This is a genomic window from Azonexus caeni (genome assembly GCF_048146105.1).
In the GTDB taxonomy this organism is placed as follows: Bacteria; Pseudomonadota; Gammaproteobacteria; order Burkholderiales; family Rhodocyclaceae; genus Azonexus; species Azonexus aromaticus_B.
Genome location: NZ_JBKJAD010000004.1, coordinates 45,187 through 61,275, shown reverse-complemented (window position 1 = coordinate 61,275; position 16,089 = coordinate 45,187). Strand labels below are relative to the sequence as shown.

Sequence of the window (16,089 nt, the reverse complement as noted above, 5' to 3'; positions counted from 1 at the left end):
CATGTCCGTCCAGAATCTTTACGAAACCAAACGCATGTCGGCTGCCGACGCCATCCAGGTGCTCAGGGATGGCGATACCATCGTCGTGCCGACCGGCGTTGGCGAACCGCCCAGTCTGCTGACCGCGCTTTCCGACGCGCGGCGCAACTACCGCGGGATCACCGTTTCGCAGATCCTGCCCTTGCGCAAGTACGGCTACATCGACCCGGAGACGGTCGATCACGTCCGTCACAGCGCCTATTTCTTCGGTGGTGCGACCCGTCCGGGCGGCCAGGAAGGCTGGATCGATTTCGTTCCCGCCTATTTCTCCGAGCTGCCGATGCTGCTCAAGCGTGGCCTGACGCCTTCCGACGTCGTCTTCACGCTGGCTTCGCCGATGGACGAACACGGCTACTTCTCGCTGTCGCTGGCGCCGGACTACACGATGGCGGCGATCGAGAAGGCGCGGGCGGTGGTGCTCGAAGTCAATCCCAATGTGCCTTTCGCCAACGGCGATTGCCACATTCACATCTCTCGCGTTGCGGCCCTGACCGAAAGCAGCGATCCCCTGCTCGAAGTCGGCCTGCCGAAGATCGGCCCGGTCCAGGAAGCGATCGGCGCTCACGTCGCCGAGATGATTCCCGACGGCGCCACCCTGCAGATCGGCTACGGCGGCATTCCCGACGCGGTGGTCATGCAACTGACCCACAAGCGTGACCTCGGTATCCACACCGAAATGATCGGCGACGGCATCATGACCCTGGTCGAAGCCGGCGTCGTCACCAACCAGCGCAAGAACGTCCATCGCGGCAAGATGCTGGCGACTTTCGCGCTTGGCTCGAAGAAGCTCTACGATTTCATGCACCGCAACCCGGCGCTGGAAATGCACCCGGTCGATTTCACCAACGATCCCTTCCTCGCCGGCCAGAACGACAACCTGCATTGCATCAACGCCACCATGCAGATCGATTTCCTCGGCCAGTGCGGTTCGGAAAGCCTGGGACCGAAGCCCTATTCCGGCACCGGCGGCCAGTCCGACTTCGTTCGCGCGGCAAACCGCTCGAACGGCGGCAAGGCTTTCATCGTGCTGCCGTCGACGGCCAAGGACGACACGATTTCCCGGATCGTGCCGACGCTGACCCCGGGAGCGCACGTCAGCACCAGCAAGAACGACATCAACTATGTCGTCACGGAGTTCGGTGTTGCCCAGTTGCGTGGCAAGAGCGCCAAGCAGCGCTGCGAGGCGCTGATCGCCATCGCCCATCCCAATTTCCGCGAGGAACTGCGGGCGGCAGCGAAGAAGCTGAATCTTCTGTGAGGCACTGAGATGGGTTTGCCGAAGCGATTTTCCGACCAGGAACTGGAACAGATCGTCGAAGAGGCAACCATCTACATGTGCGCATGTCCGGGTCAGGTGGCGGCGCAGTTGCGCAGTTTGCGCGAACTGCACCGCTACCAGATGTGCTGCGCGACCGAGCCGGAAAATGACGGCAGCGTGCACCGCAGCATTGCCGAAGCCACCGAGCGCTCCCACGCCATCATGGAAGCCTGCCTGGAGCAGGTCCTGGCGCTCGAAGGCTGGGACCGGCAGACGCTGAAGATGCCGGAAGGACTGCGCCGCAAGCGAGCGGAACTGCTCGAACGGGATATTTCCTGATCCATCGGCAATTACAATCTGTAGCAATTTTCAATTGGCTCCGGCGGGTTTGAGCACTTAAGCTTTCTCCATTAGCCAGGGGATTTCGATGAAATACGCCAAAGTCTTTTTGCTGTGTTGCGGCCTGCTCGCACTGACCAGCCAGGAAGCGCTGGCCCATGGACGCCGGACGCATGTCGGCGTGGTCATCGGAGCGCCGCTCTGGGGGCCGTTCTGGGATCCCTTCCCCTGGTATCCCTACTATCCTCCCTATCCGCCGGTGGTCGTCACGCCGCCACCGCCGCCGCCCGTCTATATCGAACAGGCCGAACCGGCTCCGGCGCCGGCCAGCGAGGATTACTGGTATTACTGCAGCAGCGCCCGGGCCTATTACCCCGAAGTCCGCACCTGTCCTGAAGACTGGGTGCCGGTACTGCCTCGCTCCGGCAAATGAAAGGCTGAAAACCATGTCCAGCGCATTCCGTTTTTCCCTGCTTCCCTGTCTGCTGGCGCTCGGCGCCTGCACGGTCTTGCCGACCGGGCCCAGTGTCATGGTCTTGCCTGGCAGTGGTCGGAGCATCGAGAGTTTCCGGGCCGACGAGGCCTGGTGCAAGGACGACGCGATGCGCCAGATCGGCGGCACCAATGCCGGCGAGGCGGCGCGCGAATCGGCGGTGACCAGCGCCGCCGTCGGTGCCGCGGTCGGTGCCTTGGCTGGTGCGGCGATCGGCGGCAACAGCCGGGGCGCCGGAGTGGGTGCCGGGGTCGGCCTGCTCGGCGGAACCGCCGCCGGCGCCGAGCATGGTCGGGCTTCGCGGGTTGGCACGCAGCGCCAGTACGACAACGCCTACGTGCAGTGCATGTACGCCAAGGGACACCGCGTGCCGGTGTCGGGCAATTTCAGTCAGGGGCGCGCGCAGCGCGCCGAGGACGCCGGAATTCCGGCGCCACCGGCGGGCAAACCGCCGGCGCCGCCGCCCGGCGTGCGCTGACTCAGGTGTGACTTTGGTAAGTCAATGAGAAAAACAGCCACAAATTCACTGAAAATTATAGAAGTCAGCGAGAATTTTTTGTAAGTCGGCGATACTAAGTCTAGTATTTTGGTAAGTGCGTGATCTTAGATTGGAGAATGCCTTGCCTGTCAGAAAAATTCCCAAGAATTACCTTGGGGTGACCGGAGGATTCGCCAGCCAGAAGAACGGCCGGATGCTCGGTTTCGAGTCCTTGCTCGAAAAGGACTTGTTCGTCTTGCTCGAGTACGACGATGAGGTACTGTCATTCGAGGAACAGCCGGTCAGGATTCCGTTGGCTGGGAAAGCGAAATCCTATGTCCCCGATGTGTTGATCCATTATCGCCAGACTCCTTCCTCCAGGGCAAAGAAGTCGATTCTTGCCGAAGTTAAGACGGCCGAGGATCTTGAGAAAAACAAGGCCAAATACGCCAACAAATTTGCTGTGGCAAAGCGCTGGGCAGCAAGTAAGGGGTGGGTCTTTCAAACTCGCTCAGACAAAGAGATTCGTAGCCAGCGACTTGCATTTCTTAAGTTCTTGCGCGAGTACCACTACATCGAAGCGGAGGCGGCGCAGATCAGCCGGGTACTTGTGGGGCTCCGCGACTTAGGCGGACATGCGACCTACACAAAATTGCTGCATGCCCTTTGCCCCAGTGAAGAGGCTCAACTCACGACGATTCCAGTGATCTGGCATCTGGTTGCAACAAGGCAAATTGTCGTCGATCTGAATCAAGCTATTTCGGATGAGGTCGTTCTTGAACTGCCTAAGAGTCGGGGGGAGGAATGACAAATAACGCTCCGCTGCTTCAGATTCTCCCTGGAAGTCTAGTCAAGTGTGGCGCTCACCAGTATGTGGTGACCCACATTCTTGATCTCGAGAATGTGCTGGCCAGAAACACCGAGACACGCGAGCTAGTGACGCTGGCCATCAAGGAACTTCGCCCAATTGTGACGGACGAGTCATCTGCCAATAAGGGTACGAACTGCGATCTGGATATTGCAGACGTTTCAGAGGAGCGCTGGAGCGAAGCTAAGCGTCGCTTCAATCTTATTCAAGCACTGACATCTAGCGAAAGAGGACAGGCAGAAGCGGTTCGAATCGCAGAACAACAAGGGATCGGCAAGGCCACTCTCTATCGGTGGCGACGAGAATTTTTGAACTCGGGGCTGCTGTCTTCTTTGCTGCCGAGGAAGCCCGATGGTGGGCGCGGGCATGGACGGTTACAAAATCCGGCTGTGGAGACGATCATCTCCGACACTATCCGCGACTATTACCGCTCCGATGCTCATCCTTCGGTTGCATCGACCCACAGATTGATCAAGGAACGCTGTCAGGCGGCCAATCTGCCCGTCCCGGATTATCAGACGGTTCGCCTGCGGATTGTGTGGCAATCCGGTCGGGAAATGACTGAAGATCGATATGGGAGAAAAGTGGCGCACGAGTTGCACGCCCCGAACCTAGGTTCGGTTCCCGATGCCGATTGGCCGTTGTCTTTGGTCATGGTCGACCACACCGAGTTGCCGGTGATCATCGTTCACGACGAGACGCGACGACCCATTGGCCGGCCGTGGGTAACGTTCTCCATTGATGCTAATAGTCGGGTTGTGCTCGGAATGTACTTGTCACTCGACCCACCCTCGGCGATGTCGGCCGGAATGTGCCTTTCACACTCAATCTTGCCTAAGGAGAAATGGTTGGCCGACAGGGGGATTGAGGCCGACTGGCCCTGCTGGGGCGTCATGGGGATTCTGCATCTCGATAATGCCAAGGAGTTCCGGGGCAATATGCTCCGAGCCGCTTGCGAGGAATACACGATCGACCTCCACCTAAGGCCTGTGAAAACTCCGCATTACGGTGCCTACATCGAACGCCTGATGGGGACAGTGTCTGAGGAACTTAAGGATATTCCCGGAACCACCTTCGGCAATTTCAAGGAGAAAGGCGAGTACGACTCTGAGGGCCACGCGATCATGACTTTGGCAGAACTGGAGCGCTGGTTGGTTCTGTTTATTGCAAAATACCACCACCGCTTGCATACCGGGATCGGTACCAGTCCGCTGGTCAAATATCGAGAAGGGTTGTTAGGCACCAAAGGGAAGCCCGGACGGGGATTGCCCGCGCGTCGACTCGATGAAGAAAAAGTGCGTATCGATTTCATGCCGTTCGAGGAGCGGACAGTCCAAGAATACGGAATCCAGTGGGATCTGACGTACTACGCCGACGTATTGCGTCCGTGGATTAACGCCGTTGACCCGAACAACCCAAAGATCAAGCGCAAGTTTCGCTTTCGGCGAGACCCGAGAGATATCAGCGTTCTGTACTTCCTGGATCCGAACACCAAACGCTATTTTCCGATCCACTATCGCGACCTGTCGCAACCGGCGATCAGCCTTTGGGAATACCGGGAAGCGAAACAAGCCGCGCGCAAAGATGGGCTGAAAAATATCGATGAGCGGGTCGTCTTCGGTTATGCGAAGAAAATGCGCGCGGAGGTCGAGGTGGCCAAGACGAAAACCAAGTCAGCGCGGCGGAAGGCTCAACGCAATGCCGAGCATGCGAGGGCTCGCGAGAAAAAAGCGGTGGAGTTGCCGAAAGTATCCGCCGCAAGCAAACCCACAACTCTGCCACCTGCCGTCAAGGGGTACGATCCGGATGCCGTCACGGCCTATGACGATGATTGATAGTGCTGCCAAATACCCGCATCTGCGTGAAGCTACTGCCAGGCTTGCTGACTTGGATAATGAGGCGCGCATCAAGGCCATACAGCAGGGCTTCTGGATTGGGTACGATCGCGCCAAGGAAATCCTCGGCGATATGGAAACCCTTTTAAATCATCCGCCGATCGACCGGATGCCGCACATGCTTCTGGTTGCGCCGAGCAACAACGGCAAGACGCAACTGTTGAAGCATTTTCTGGCGAGTCATCCATCAGACCCCAATCCGAATGGCGAAGCCGCCAAGTGTCCGGTGATCTATGTTTCGGCGCTGGGGCCCGATATCGGCGACCTGTGTGTCCGTATACTCGAGTCGGTTCGTGCGCCTTATCGGGAGAAGGCGACGCCGGCGGAGCGCATTCGAACGGTGTCCAAGATATTGCCGCAACTGGGGACGCGCATTCTGTTGCTGGATGAAATCAATAATATGACGACCGGCGGGGCGGTCAAACAGCGGGAGTTCCGTAACGGCATCAAGGACCTGGGCAACGAATTGCGGATATCGATCGTGGCCGCCGGCATCGAGGATGCCTACACGGTCTTTTCGACGGACCCGCAGTTGTCGAACCGGTTTGTGCCGGCCGCATTGCCGCTATGGGGACTGAACAAAGCAGGCGGCTCATTGCTGGCCTCGTTTGAACGACGCCTCCCGCTTCGTAAGACGTCAAACTTAAAACAGGCGGAGATTCTCCAAAAGGTGATCTGGATGAGCGAAGGCCTGATCGGTGAGATTTACGAAATATTGAAGCGCTCGGCAATTGATGCCATCAAGTGTGGAGAAGAGCAGATTACCTTGGCATCGCTGGAGCGGATCCGGTGGATTCGCCCGGTGGATCGGCGTAGCAAGCCCAGCCTTGCCTAGACGTCGCCTCTCTGCCGGGGAAGTCCTGTGGCCGATGCATTTGCGGCCGTTGCCCGATGAGTTGCTGAGTTGTTGGTTGGTACGTCTGGCCTACGCCCATGACCTGAAGTTGCGGACATTTGCGCGTTTATTGTTCCCCGACCAAGGCGAGGTCTGGTATCTCGACATGGATCGCATGGCGCCGGTTTGGCTGATCGAAAAGCTTTCGGCACATACCGGGCTGACGGCCGCCAAGGTCTTGGCAACGACGTTGCGTTACTACGAAGGGCGCCTGTTCAGACAGTACAAAGAATCGGGCGGGCTGCCCTGGATCCTGCCGTTAAAGGTCAGCGAGTGGAAGCGCAAGGGATATGGCCTGCAATTCTGTCCTGCCTGCCTTGCCGAAGATGCGGTGCCGTATTTTCGGAAGCGATGGCGGGTTGCCTATTACACCTGGTGCCCACGCCATCACGTAATGCTGCATGATCGTTGCCCGAACTGCGGTGCGGCCATTGCTTTTCATCGTCGTGATTTGAATGCGGTTTCGATCGATGGGGTGGGCTCAATTGCACAATGCTGGCAATGCGATTTCGATCTGCGGCTCGCCTCGGCGGCGTCGCCTGTTCTCTACGAACCATCTGCAAGTTCGGCATTCGAAGTGGCCTTGCTGAGACTCGACCGTCGCGGACGGAGCATCAAACCTCGAGGCGTGCGTTACTACAACGTCCTCCATCAGTTGTGCCACTTGATGATTGGGGCGCGCTACCGGAATGTGGCGCTTGGACGGTTCGCTGCGGAAGCAATCGGCGCTCCTAATCTTGTTTTGTCGGGCGTTCGAACCTTCGAGGCGCGCGCAGTGGACCAGCGCCACCACGTCGCGCAACTGGGATTCTGGTTCATGGCAGATTTGGAGGCGAGACTGACCGCTGCCTGGAATGCTGGAGTGATTACCCAGAGTGCGCTGATTCGAGATTTCGATGATCGGCCACGGAAGTTCGACGAAATCGTTGCGCGGTTTGCGGATTGGAGGAGTCGAGGACTTAAGGGCAACGACGGTCTGTGATTCGGTCTTATGTGGAATGAGTTGACCACCCAATTTCATGGCACCTGACCACCGAATATCAGCGTAGCGACCAGAAGCGTGTAGGCAGCTATCGGCCACAAGCGGCCTTTCGAAGATGCTGCCAGAAAGCTGCCGTAGCGCCTCTCGGACCCGTTCGGCATATTGCTTTGTTATACTGGCCGCAAGAACTCTAAGCTGCTGACAACAATGCGATTTGAGCAGCCAATCCTACGTCCACAATATCAATTGTTATACGGACCCACGCGTCCGTGTAAACACTGTTGGGCGTCATGAGTCTCACGTGCCTTTCGCCAGCGGAACAAGAGCAGGTTCTCCATGCCATGAGCTACTGGAGAACCCATTGGGACTGGGAGTGCCCGACTCTATTTGGAATCGACTTTGAAGACTTAGAGCAGGTGATCCGCTCCTGGCCCAATGCGACCGCTGAAATCCGAGAGAAGCAAGCGCTTGCGGTAATCGGTTCGTTCCGGGAATTGCTCTATGGTGCGTCCACTCCCGGAAAGGACAAACTCCCCTCGATTCTCGGGCTTGACTACAACGGTGCAGAAACGCTGTGCGCCAAGGTGCAGTTGCTTTATCGTCTTGCCTAAACCACCAATCATGAACGCGCACCCAAACACTTCTCTCTTTCAAAGGTCAGGCTGCTGGTCAGTTGCGCTGCGAGTGACGCCCAACCCCTCCGTCAACCGGACCGCCTGCAAGCTGCGCTTGCAGGTTCGCTCCGGCCTTCGGCCTCCGCCGGCCGGTTACGTCGAACGTTAAGGCGCATCAAATGCCGTTACGTACTGCCACAGCCGCACTTGCGCTAGCCTTCGGCGGTGCGCAGGCGCAGTCGCTTACCGACCCGGCGTGCCAGCACTCGGTTACGCGGCAAATCGCGTTCACATCGCCCCAAGCCAAGGAGCGCCTCACCGTGAGCATTGGGCCAGGCGCGTGTCACTCGGCCCAACTGTCCATCGTCGTCGCTTCCGTTCAGGGCAAAGTGCTCTACCGCTACCTTGCCCCATTTAAGAAGCACGTCGCGGTGCAGTGGAATGATCCGGACCTTCCTGAAGTGGCGCGTAAATTTGCCGACGACACATCATCCCGCGCGCTGGTTCCAAGAAGTGAACTGCCAGTTCCTAAGCCCCAGGGCGAAATGGATGAAGGGGACGCCGAACTAATGGTGCCTGCACCAGTCTTCAAGCGTTTGGTCTCCAGTGGTCAGCCCATGCTGTACCACCCGACACACTACGAGGGAGGTCAGTACGTTGTCTTCGACCCTGCCACCCGTTCAGCGAGGGTCGTTGCACAGTGGGGCGTCTGAAACTCGCTGCAATGCGCCCTAACCTCACCATCGATCGGACAGCCAACCGGTTACGCCGGTCGCCTGCCGCTCATGTCGAACGTTAGGTTTCACTATGGCATTCGAGAAGCCGCAAAAGGGAAACCCTCACGGCCTGACCGTGATGCAACACACATTCCCACGAGCCAGCATCGCGCGGTTTACAAACGGCGATGGTCGCGTTGCTGTCTCTTATATTCCTGGCAAGAAACAGCTTCGCCTTACCCCGGACGATCAACTCTTTTGTGCTAAGCGCACTTGGGATCAGCGCGCGGAGCAAGGATTCATGAAGAAGATCGAAGATGCATTTCAGTCGTTGGCTGAAGCCATTATTGACGGACGGGTTACGCGCATCGGCTTTTTCGAAAAGCCGGTAGTCAACGACTTTTTCGCGCTCTGGAATATTCGAGCACACAGGAAGTCTCAACCTATTGTGGATCAACCGATTAACGGTATCGTCGCCCTTGAGCGGAATCTTACGAAAGACGAACAGGAATTGCTGGAGAAACATCACATCAGTTTCATACGACCTGATCTGAAGATTCCTGGAAGGCAACTGGCCGGGATAAATATCCAAATGAATCTCGACATGGTCCGAAGACAACTAGCCGACGCCGAGTGGGGAATTCTCAAAGCAGATGAAGGCGAGTTTATCGTCCCCGACAATTTCTCAAACGCTCGGATAGTTCCTGTCACGCCGACAACTTGCCTCTTTGTTGATTTGCACCCAAATCTGACCCGGGTTTTGCATTGAAATCTGACCCACCCGGATGAGCCGCAGTATGGCTCAGATGCTGTTGGGTTTTCTAGTTTTGTCCTCCCTATTGGTCTTGGTGGAGCTGTTGCGGAAGCGGTAGCTCTCGTTGCCGGTCTCCACGATGTGACAGTGGTGCGTGAGACGATCGAGGAGTGCGGTCGTCATCTTGGGGTCGCCAAAGACGGCCGCCCACTCCGAGAAGCTCAGGTTCGTCGTGATGATCAGGCTGGTCCGCTCGTAGAGCTTGCTGATCAGGTGGAACAGCAAGGCTCCGCCATTCTGGCTGAAGGGCAAGTACCCCAGCTCATCGAGGATCACCAGATCGGCATGGCAGAGCCGCTGGGCGATCTGCCCCGGCTTGCCGGCAATTTTCTCCTGCTCCAGGGCATTGACCAGATCGACCGTGGAGAAGAAACGCACCCGGCGGTGCTGGTGCATGATGGCCTGGACGCTGATGGCGGTGGCCAGATGCGTCTTCCCGGTGCCGGGTCCGCCAATCAGAACGATGTTATGGGCCGATTCCATGAAGTCGCCCCGGTGCAGATGCCGGACCAGCGCTTCATTGACGACGCTCTGGGCAAAGTCGAAGCCGGAGAGGTCCCGGTAAGCCGGGAAGCGGGCGATCTTCATCTGGTAATTCACCGAGCGGACTTCCCGCTCGGCGAGTTCGGCCTTCAAGAGACTGTCCAGGATGGACTGGGCATTTAGGAACGCTGGGGATGCCTGGGTGGCCAGTTCCTCGATGGCTTGCGCCATGCCGAAGAGCTTCAGGGATTTGAGCGTCGTGACCATGGCTTCAGGCTGCATTTCTCACCTCCCGCAGGCTGTCGTAGCGGATCACGTTAGCCATCGGCTCCATCTTCAAGGCGAGGGCCTGTGGTGCATCCACCGGGGCGGGAGGTGGCAGTTCCACCAGGCGCCCCAGGAGATTAAGGACGTGCTGCTTGGAGGGCATGCCGCAGTCCAAGGCCATCTCCACCGCCGTCAACACAGCCTGCTCATCGTGATGCAGCACCAAGGCCAGAATCTCAACCATCTCCCGGTCGCCGCCGGGCCGTTTCAGCAACTGTGATTGAAGCCGCTTGAACCCGTCGGGGAATTCAGCAAAGGGAGCACCGTTTCTCAAGGCGCCAGGCTTCCTTTGCAGGACTGAGAGGTAATGACGCCAGTCGTAGATCGTCTTGCCGGAGACACTGTGGTTGCGCTCGATCACCCGGGAATGCTCGGTGATGACTTGGCCCTCGGCGGCTACGACCAGATGGTCCGCATAGACGCGCAGGCTCACGGGGCGGTTGGCGAAGGAGGCCGGGACGCTATAGCGGTTGCGCTCAAAGTGGATGAGGCAGGTAGGCGACACCCGCTTGGTATGTTCGACGAAACCATCGAAAGCCGCTGGCGTGGGCATAAGGCCGGAGCGTTCCTCCTGCCAAGCTTCGGCTACCGTCATGCTCGACTGCTCGGGATGGCGAAGGTCGGACCACAGGGAGATGCAGCGCTGCTCCAGCCAAGCATTCAGCGCCTCCAGATTCTCGAAGGCCGGTGCGCCCTGCCAAATGCGATGCCGGGAGTCCTGGACGTTCTTCTCGATCTGCCCCTTCTCCCAGCCAGAAGCAGGATTGCAGAATTCGGCTTCGAAGAGGTAGTGGCTGACCATCGCCTGGAAGCGCTGATTGACGTCCCTGGCCTTGCCCTTGCGAATCCTGTCCACCGCGGTTTTCATATTGTCGTAGATGCCTCGGCGGGGCACCCCGCCCAGGACCCGGAAGGCGTGGTTGTGGGCGTCGAACAGCATCTCGTGGGTCTGAAGCGGATAGGCCCGCAGATAGAAGGCCCGGCTGTAGGAGAGCTTGAACTGGGCAATCTGGAACTTGGTCTTCTCCCGGCCAATCATGGCCCAGTCCTCACTCCAGTCGAACTGGAAGGCATCGCCCGGGGCAAAGGTAAGCGGAATGAAGGTGCCGCGCCCGACAGTCCGGGCCACTTCCTGTTGGGACTGCCGCCACTGCCGAGCAAAGGCGGCCACCCGGTCGTACGAGCCGGCATAGCCCAAGGCAACCAGGTCAGCGTAGAGTTGCCGGAGATTGCGCCGCTGCTTGCGGTTCTTGTTGGCCTCGGTCTTCAACCAGGCCGTCAGCTTCGGAGCGAAGTCGTCCAGCTTGCTTGGGCTCTGCCGCTCCGGGTACTTGGGCTCAACCACCTCCTGCTTCAGGTACTTACGGATCGTGTTCCGGGAGAGCCCCGTCCGTCTGGCAATTTCCCGGATGGCCATCCCATCCCGCAGGCGCCAGCGCCTGATCACACTCAATAACGCCACGTCGATCACTCCTTCGTCTCCCTGCTCGTCCCCGAGCAGGTCAGTGTCGTACGTGGGTCAAAATTCGATGCAAATACCTACTGCTAGTGGGTCAGTTTTAGGTGCAAATCAACAGCCTCTTCTCTCAAAGCGACAACGACGTTATCTCTCGCGCTGAGGTAGCGGAGATCAACTGCCATGCCCTCGCTTCCAGCGCTGAGTATTTTCTCGCCAGAGACTTCTCAAAGTGTCCACTGTGAAACCTAACCCTGCGTATATGGACTCCCCCAGAAAACAAGGAAACTGATCGATAGTTTTGGCCGCTGGATAGCGCATGCAGTCGTATATCCGGCATCTAAGATGGGTTCTCTATGACCCGTGCCGACATGGAATCTGCCCACGGAGCGCCAATCGCTCAAAGCGGCACGCAAGCTGCCGGCAGAGTTAACGGCGTCAGTCCGTGTGGGTGCGACCCAATTAGCCATGATGGGCGATCAGTCTCAAAGCAAACGCAGGGAGGGGTGGAACAGGAACACGGTTTCTCCTTTCAGGCAGCAATGGCAAAGGCCGTACGGGTGAGTTTCTTTTCTTGCCGGGGTTGCGGACTACCGAACGGCGTGTGATCCCGCAGGACGGCATAACAGACCCTGGCCAACTTGTTGGCCAGGGCACAAGCGGCCTTGTTGTGATGGGCTCGCGCCTGGATCTCGGTGGCCCAGGTTCGCAAGCCATCAAGCGGCTTGCCGGCTCGCCGGGCTAGTTCGGCCGCGCGCAGCACGGCGCGGGCGCCATGGGTCAGCAACATGCGCAGATAGCGATCTCCCTTTTTGGAAATCCTGCCGAGCTTGCGACTGTTGCCCGAAGAGAACTCTTTCGGCGTCAGGCCGAACCAGCTGGCAAAGTGCCGGGCATCCTTGAAGTGGCTGACGCTGCCGCCGGTGGCGGCAACCATCGCGGTAGCGGTGAGCAGGCCGATGCCGGGTATCGTCAGCAGTTCGGTACAGGCCGGGCTTTGTCGGGCTAGCGAAGTCAGTTCTTTTTCCAGTTGGGCAATACGCTGCTCGAGCAGGCGGATTTCCTCGATCAGCAGCTTCATCGATTCGCGAATCAGCAGCGGGATTGCTGCCTTCGGATCGGCCAGCGCCCGGCTCATCGCTTCGACGCCCGTGCGTGCCCCTTGCGGCACGACCAGACCGAATTCCCGACAGAAACCGCGCAGTGTGTTGATGCGGGAGGTTCGTGTGCCCATCCAACGAGAGCGGATGCGGTGCAAGCCCTGCAGTGCCTGCTGCTCGACGGATTTCACGCGCACCGGCACGATGTCGGCACAGCGCGCAGCTTCGAGCAAGGCGCAGGCATCGGCGGCATCCGTCTTGTTCCGTTTCACGTAGGCCCGGATATAGGCGGCGGGCAGGAGCTTGACCTCAATGCCCAAGCCATTGAGCCAGCGCCCCCAATGATGGGCGGACCCACAGGCCTCCATGACAACCAGCCCCACATCACGGTTGTGGAACCAGCGTTCAAACTGGCTGCGGGTCAGGCGGAACTGCTCGACAACCTTCCATTTGTCATCGGCAACCGCAATCTGGAATACACTCTTGGCCAGATCAACTGCAACGGTAGTAGCATGCATTTCGGACTCCTTTCGTCGAAGACCGATCCCCATCCCCATGAGCACCGGCAACGCCTATTGGGCGCTGAAAAGACGGGGGAGTCCATCCCATCATTCGAGGCGACCTGCGCGAAAAGCCGCGCAGGCGCCTCAACTCCACGTTCGGCATCATCACTACGGCACCCATGGTCGATAGCGAAAAACTGCCACTGCTAGATGCTCTGCGCGGTCTGGCAATGCTTCAGCAAGAGTTTCTTCGTCTTGCGCTCTTCGTCGCATCTGAGGGTCCTGCAACCTTCGAGGGAGAAAAGCTGACGTGCAGCCTCGCTGACGGCCAGCGACGAACAAGTACATTTCTAGCCATGGCCGCAGGGCAATCGCTTGAAACGTTGCTTCGCATGGCGAAGCTTCGTGGTATTCCGGTTCGAGACGCATATCCGGTGGCACGTTCAGCAATCGAATCCTTTGTGAACGCGAGTTACCTGTTGGCCGAGTCCAACGAAATTGCAGCACGTGCCATCCGGTACGTTGATTTCGCTGCATGGCGACATCACAACAGGAAGTTCGGGAGCGGGGAGTTTTCAATTGAGGTCCGTTCAGACCCCGACCCTCCAGCCACCCTCCTAAGGGAGTTTCCTGAGTTCTGCGGAAAGGGCAAAGGCTCTTGGACGAGCCTTGACGTTCCGAGCCGCATTAGGCGTGTTGGCGAACTCGCTGGGCCTCGCGCTGCGTCTCGCCTAGTCGCAGCCTATGGCTTGATCTACTCTCTTTCATCCGAGATCATTCATGGTTCCCCCTTTGGAGCAAGCTATTTCTACTCTGCACACTTGAACGGTGAAAGAACTACCGAAGCATTTCACGCTGCGACGGTGCGTCACCTTGAGGAGATATTCATCGGCGTGCTTCATGCCGGCTGCGGCTATCTTGCCGCCTTCTTTGGGTACCAGAATATGCAGGCACCGCTGAAGGCAGAGGAAAAGATATTCACGCGACTCTTAGACTTGAGCTCCAAGCCGTCTACTGCTTTTCCTTGTGCGCCCATTCACGAGGTAGAAGATGGGAACGAGCAATCAAATAATGCCGAACCCATCAATCCACAGGACGCTGCGCAATGAAGCCGCGCGGCGCCTGTGATTTCAAACGTTGAACGTCAGCTTTCCAAAGTGATGACCGTCGCCTTTGGGTCGAGTGCCGTCCTGCAGCCAGCAATCAGGTGGCATCCGGCAGTTCCCGGCTACAACCGTACTGCCAATTCGTTCGGGTCGTTGTCATTCAACTGGCCGCTTCACTCCGGAAGCTGCCGAATCGCCAATTCGTGCTCCTCGGCCTGAACGGACGTTGGTCTCCTGATCGGTGTCGGGCAGCAATGTGGCGGTCAGTTGCCTTTGCGCCGCTGAAGCCACTGCAAGAGTTTCTCAAACAATCTCTCAGGATTGAACGGTTTGGAAATATAGTCGTTCATCCTGGCCACCAGGCATCGCACAACCTTTCTTCGTCGAACTGAGAGTCGACGTTGTATGACAATTCAGGTATCACTGAAAATTCATTGTTCGCGAATATTTAGCTAAGTTTCATGCAAGAAATAATCCGGCAACAATTGGCCCAATTTTTCAGCGAGTTCCGCTTCGGATTTGGCACAAATTTCTGCGTGGATATCTGCAACGATTCGGGTGAATTGCCCTACTAGTGCAGGGTCGAAATGCTGTCCGGAGTGTTTTAGAAGAATTGAGACGGCGTCTTCGACTGGCATTGGCACCTTGTAGGGGCGGTGCGAGGTCAGCGCATCGAAGACGTCGACGATGGCGAAAATTCTTGCCGTAAGTGGAATTGCCTCGCCGCACAGCCCCAGAGGGTAGCCGCTGCCATCGTATTTCTCATGATGTTTTCCAATGATATCGCGAGCGATGAGCAGCCAGTGGGAAGGCGCCACGATGTCTAATCCTAGTTCAACATGCTTCCGCATGGCTGCGAATTCAGTTTCGCTCAGGCGGCCTGGTTTGAGCAGAATGGCGTCCGGGATGCCAATTTTTCCGACATCGTGCAGAAAGGCGCCGAGAATTAGGCTACGCATCTCCGCCATCGGCAGGTTAACTGCTTCGGCCAGTCGGATGGCGTATAGGGTGACGCGATAGTTGTGTTCACCGGTGTCCGAGTCACGTTTCGCAATGGCTGTTCCAAGAACAGAAGCAATTTCCAGGTTGCCGCGCAGAATATCCTTCGAAGCCTTGAGCAGGGAGCGGTAGAGCAGCAGAACGATGGGGTAGACGGCGATCACGGTAGCCAGGCTGGCAAACAGGATAAAAGCCAGCATGCGCCAGATTTTTTCTTGCTGTTGGTCTTGGGTTTGCTGATCAAGCAGGAATGCCCCCTCAAAATACAATGGGCTAGGCGACTCGGGCGTAGAGAGCGTAACGAGGATATGAATGACCTTCTGGCCGTTGATGTCCCGTGTCTCGAAATGCCGCCTGCCATCGTGTGGCATCGGCGACATTGTTGCTTTCAGTGCTTCGGTGAGATTCGTGTATTTTGGGTTGTACAGTTCCCTGACCAGTCTGCCGTGGTGGTTATAAACCCTGATCCACAGATAGTGCTTACGGATGAAATCCTTGGTTTCTTCTGCCAGCACTTGCTGCTCCTTATCCCCGTCCGGAGCCACCTTGGCTGACAGTGTGCGCATTTCCGACGCGGCAATCGCCGCCAGGCCTTCTTCAAATTTATTAACCTCGATGTAGTAGCCGATGCCGGTTACCGCCAGCGCGACCAGCAGCCAGACTGCCAGCAAGCGGCGCAGCAGCATCCAGTGAATCGAATTGATCGTGTGGATGGCAGGCATGG

At 57.8% G+C, this 16,089-nt stretch carries 16 protein-coding genes; 12 read left to right on the top strand and 4 right to left on the bottom strand.

Annotated elements, in window-relative coordinates; genetic code table 11:
• The first annotated feature begins 1 nt into the window (after window position 1).
• The 11 genes from ACLIIZ_RS06725 (at window position 2) to ACLIIZ_RS06675 (ending at window position 9,346) form a co-directional block, all read left to right on the top strand.
• Complete coding sequence (locus ACLIIZ_RS06725) at window positions 2-1,297, top strand: acetyl-CoA hydrolase/transferase family protein (RefSeq protein WP_416691340.1); 1,296 nt, start codon at window positions 2-4, stop codon at window positions 1,295-1,297.
• Between the two features lie 15 nt (window positions 1,298-1,312).
• Window positions 1,313-1,636, top strand: coding sequence for a hypothetical protein (locus ACLIIZ_RS06720; RefSeq protein ID WP_416691339.1), 324 nt, complete (start codon window positions 1,313-1,315; stop codon window positions 1,634-1,636).
• An 88-nt stretch (window positions 1,637-1,724) separates the two neighbouring features.
• Window positions 1,725-2,069, top strand: coding sequence for a hypothetical protein (locus ACLIIZ_RS06715; protein ID WP_416691338.1), 345 nt, complete (start codon window positions 1,725-1,727; stop codon window positions 2,067-2,069).
• A gap of 13 nt (window positions 2,070-2,082) precedes the next feature.
• Complete coding sequence (locus tag ACLIIZ_RS06710) at window positions 2,083-2,607, top strand: YMGG-like glycine zipper-containing protein (protein WP_416691337.1); 525 nt, start codon at window positions 2,083-2,085, stop codon at window positions 2,605-2,607.
• A 142-nt stretch (window positions 2,608-2,749) separates the two neighbouring features.
• A complete protein-coding gene (locus ACLIIZ_RS06705; RefSeq protein ID WP_416691336.1) occupies window positions 2,750-3,415 on the top strand; it encodes a TnsA endonuclease N-terminal domain-containing protein in 666 nt (221 codons plus the stop codon).
• 68 nt (window positions 3,416-3,483) lie between these two features.
• Window positions 3,484-5,310: a Mu transposase C-terminal domain-containing protein gene (locus ACLIIZ_RS06700; protein WP_416691335.1), complete on the top strand. Its 1,827-nt coding sequence runs from the start codon at window positions 3,484-3,486 to the stop codon at window positions 5,308-5,310.
• Entirely contained in the window at window positions 5,297-6,205 is a 909-nt protein-coding gene (locus tag ACLIIZ_RS06695; protein ID WP_416691334.1) for a TniB family NTP-binding protein, read from the top strand. The genes ACLIIZ_RS06700 and ACLIIZ_RS06695 overlap by 14 nt, the downstream gene beginning before the upstream one ends.
• A complete protein-coding gene (locus ACLIIZ_RS06690) occupies window positions 6,105-7,247 on the top strand; it encodes a TniQ family protein (RefSeq protein ID WP_416691333.1) in 1,143 nt (380 codons plus the stop codon). The genes ACLIIZ_RS06695 and ACLIIZ_RS06690 overlap by 101 nt, the downstream gene beginning before the upstream one ends.
• Window positions 7,248-7,588: 341 nt before the next feature.
• Window positions 7,589-7,858 (top strand): hypothetical protein, encoded by a 270-nt coding sequence (locus ACLIIZ_RS06685; RefSeq protein WP_416691332.1) that lies wholly within the window; start codon window positions 7,589-7,591, stop codon window positions 7,856-7,858.
• Between the two features lie 182 nt (window positions 7,859-8,040).
• Window positions 8,041-8,574 (top strand): hypothetical protein, encoded by a 534-nt coding sequence (locus tag ACLIIZ_RS06680; protein WP_416691331.1) that lies wholly within the window; start codon window positions 8,041-8,043, stop codon window positions 8,572-8,574.
• Between the two features lie 94 nt (window positions 8,575-8,668).
• Window positions 8,669-9,346 carry a hypothetical protein gene (locus ACLIIZ_RS06675; RefSeq protein WP_416691330.1) on the top strand — a complete coding sequence of 226 codons (678 nt, stop codon included), beginning with the start codon at window positions 8,669-8,671 and terminating at the stop codon, window positions 9,344-9,346.
• A gap of 33 nt (window positions 9,347-9,379) precedes the next feature.
• Here the strand turns inward: ACLIIZ_RS06675 and istB are convergent, their stop codons facing one another.
• The 3 genes from istB to ACLIIZ_RS06660 form a co-directional block, all read right to left on the bottom strand.
• The gene (gene istB, locus ACLIIZ_RS06670) at window positions 9,380-10,156 is read right to left on the bottom strand and encodes an IS21-like element helper ATPase IstB (protein WP_416691329.1); all 777 of its coding nucleotides are present in this window, start codon (window positions 10,154-10,156) and stop codon (window positions 9,380-9,382) included.
• Window positions 10,146-11,672, bottom strand: coding sequence for an IS21 family transposase (istA, locus tag ACLIIZ_RS06665; protein WP_416691328.1), 1,527 nt, complete (start codon window positions 11,670-11,672; stop codon window positions 10,146-10,148). The genes istB and istA overlap by 11 nt, the downstream gene beginning before the upstream one ends.
• Before the next feature lie 517 nt (window positions 11,673-12,189).
• Window positions 12,190-13,275 (bottom strand): IS110 family RNA-guided transposase, encoded by a 1,086-nt coding sequence (locus ACLIIZ_RS06660; protein WP_416691327.1) that lies wholly within the window; start codon window positions 13,273-13,275, stop codon window positions 12,190-12,192.
• Window positions 13,276-13,439: 164 nt separating this feature from the next.
• Here ACLIIZ_RS06660 and ACLIIZ_RS06655 point away from each other — a divergent pair, with 164 nt between their 5' ends.
• On the top strand, window positions 13,440-14,369 hold the full coding sequence (locus ACLIIZ_RS06655) for a DUF5677 domain-containing protein (protein ID WP_416691326.1): 930 nt from the start codon (window positions 13,440-13,442) through the stop codon (window positions 14,367-14,369).
• 449 nt (window positions 14,370-14,818) lie between these two features.
• On the opposite strand, the gene ACLIIZ_RS06650 is transcribed toward ACLIIZ_RS06655, so the two are convergent.
• On the bottom strand, window positions 14,819-16,087 hold the full coding sequence (locus ACLIIZ_RS06650) for an HD-GYP domain-containing protein (RefSeq protein WP_416691325.1): 1,269 nt from the start codon (window positions 16,085-16,087) through the stop codon (window positions 14,819-14,821).
• Between the last annotated feature and the right edge of the window lie 2 nt (window positions 16,088-16,089).

Coding starts and splice junctions, on each gene's coding strand:
- ACLIIZ_RS06725 (WP_416691340.1), top strand. CDS start 2: ATGTCCGTCCAGAATCTTTACGAAACCAAACGCATGTCGGCTGCCGAC.
- ACLIIZ_RS06715 (WP_416691338.1), top strand. CDS start 1,725: ATGAAATACGCCAAAGTCTTTTTGCTGTGTTGCGGCCTGCTCGCACTG.
- ACLIIZ_RS06710 (WP_416691337.1), top strand. CDS start 2,083: ATGTCCAGCGCATTCCGTTTTTCCCTGCTTCCCTGTCTGCTGGCGCTC.
- ACLIIZ_RS06695 (WP_416691334.1), top strand. CDS start 5,297: ATGACGATGATTGATAGTGCTGCCAAATACCCGCATCTGCGTGAAGCT.
- ACLIIZ_RS06690 (WP_416691333.1), top strand. CDS start 6,105: ATGCCATCAAGTGTGGAGAAGAGCAGATTACCTTGGCATCGCTGGAGC.
- ACLIIZ_RS06685 (WP_416691332.1), top strand. CDS start 7,589: ATGAGCTACTGGAGAACCCATTGGGACTGGGAGTGCCCGACTCTATTT.
- ACLIIZ_RS06680 (WP_416691331.1), top strand. CDS start 8,041: ATGCCGTTACGTACTGCCACAGCCGCACTTGCGCTAGCCTTCGGCGGT.
- ACLIIZ_RS06675 (WP_416691330.1), top strand. CDS start 8,669: ATGGCATTCGAGAAGCCGCAAAAGGGAAACCCTCACGGCCTGACCGTG.
- istB (WP_416691329.1), bottom strand. CDS start 10,156: ATGCAGCCTGAAGCCATGGTCACGACGCTCAAATCCCTGAAGCTCTTC.
- ACLIIZ_RS06660 (WP_416691327.1), bottom strand. CDS start 13,275: ATGCATGCTACTACCGTTGCAGTTGATCTGGCCAAGAGTGTATTCCAG.
- ACLIIZ_RS06655 (WP_416691326.1), top strand. CDS start 13,440: ATGGTCGATAGCGAAAAACTGCCACTGCTAGATGCTCTGCGCGGTCTG.
- ACLIIZ_RS06650 (WP_416691325.1), bottom strand. CDS start 16,087: ATGCCTGCCATCCACACGATCAATTCGATTCACTGGATGCTGCTGCGC.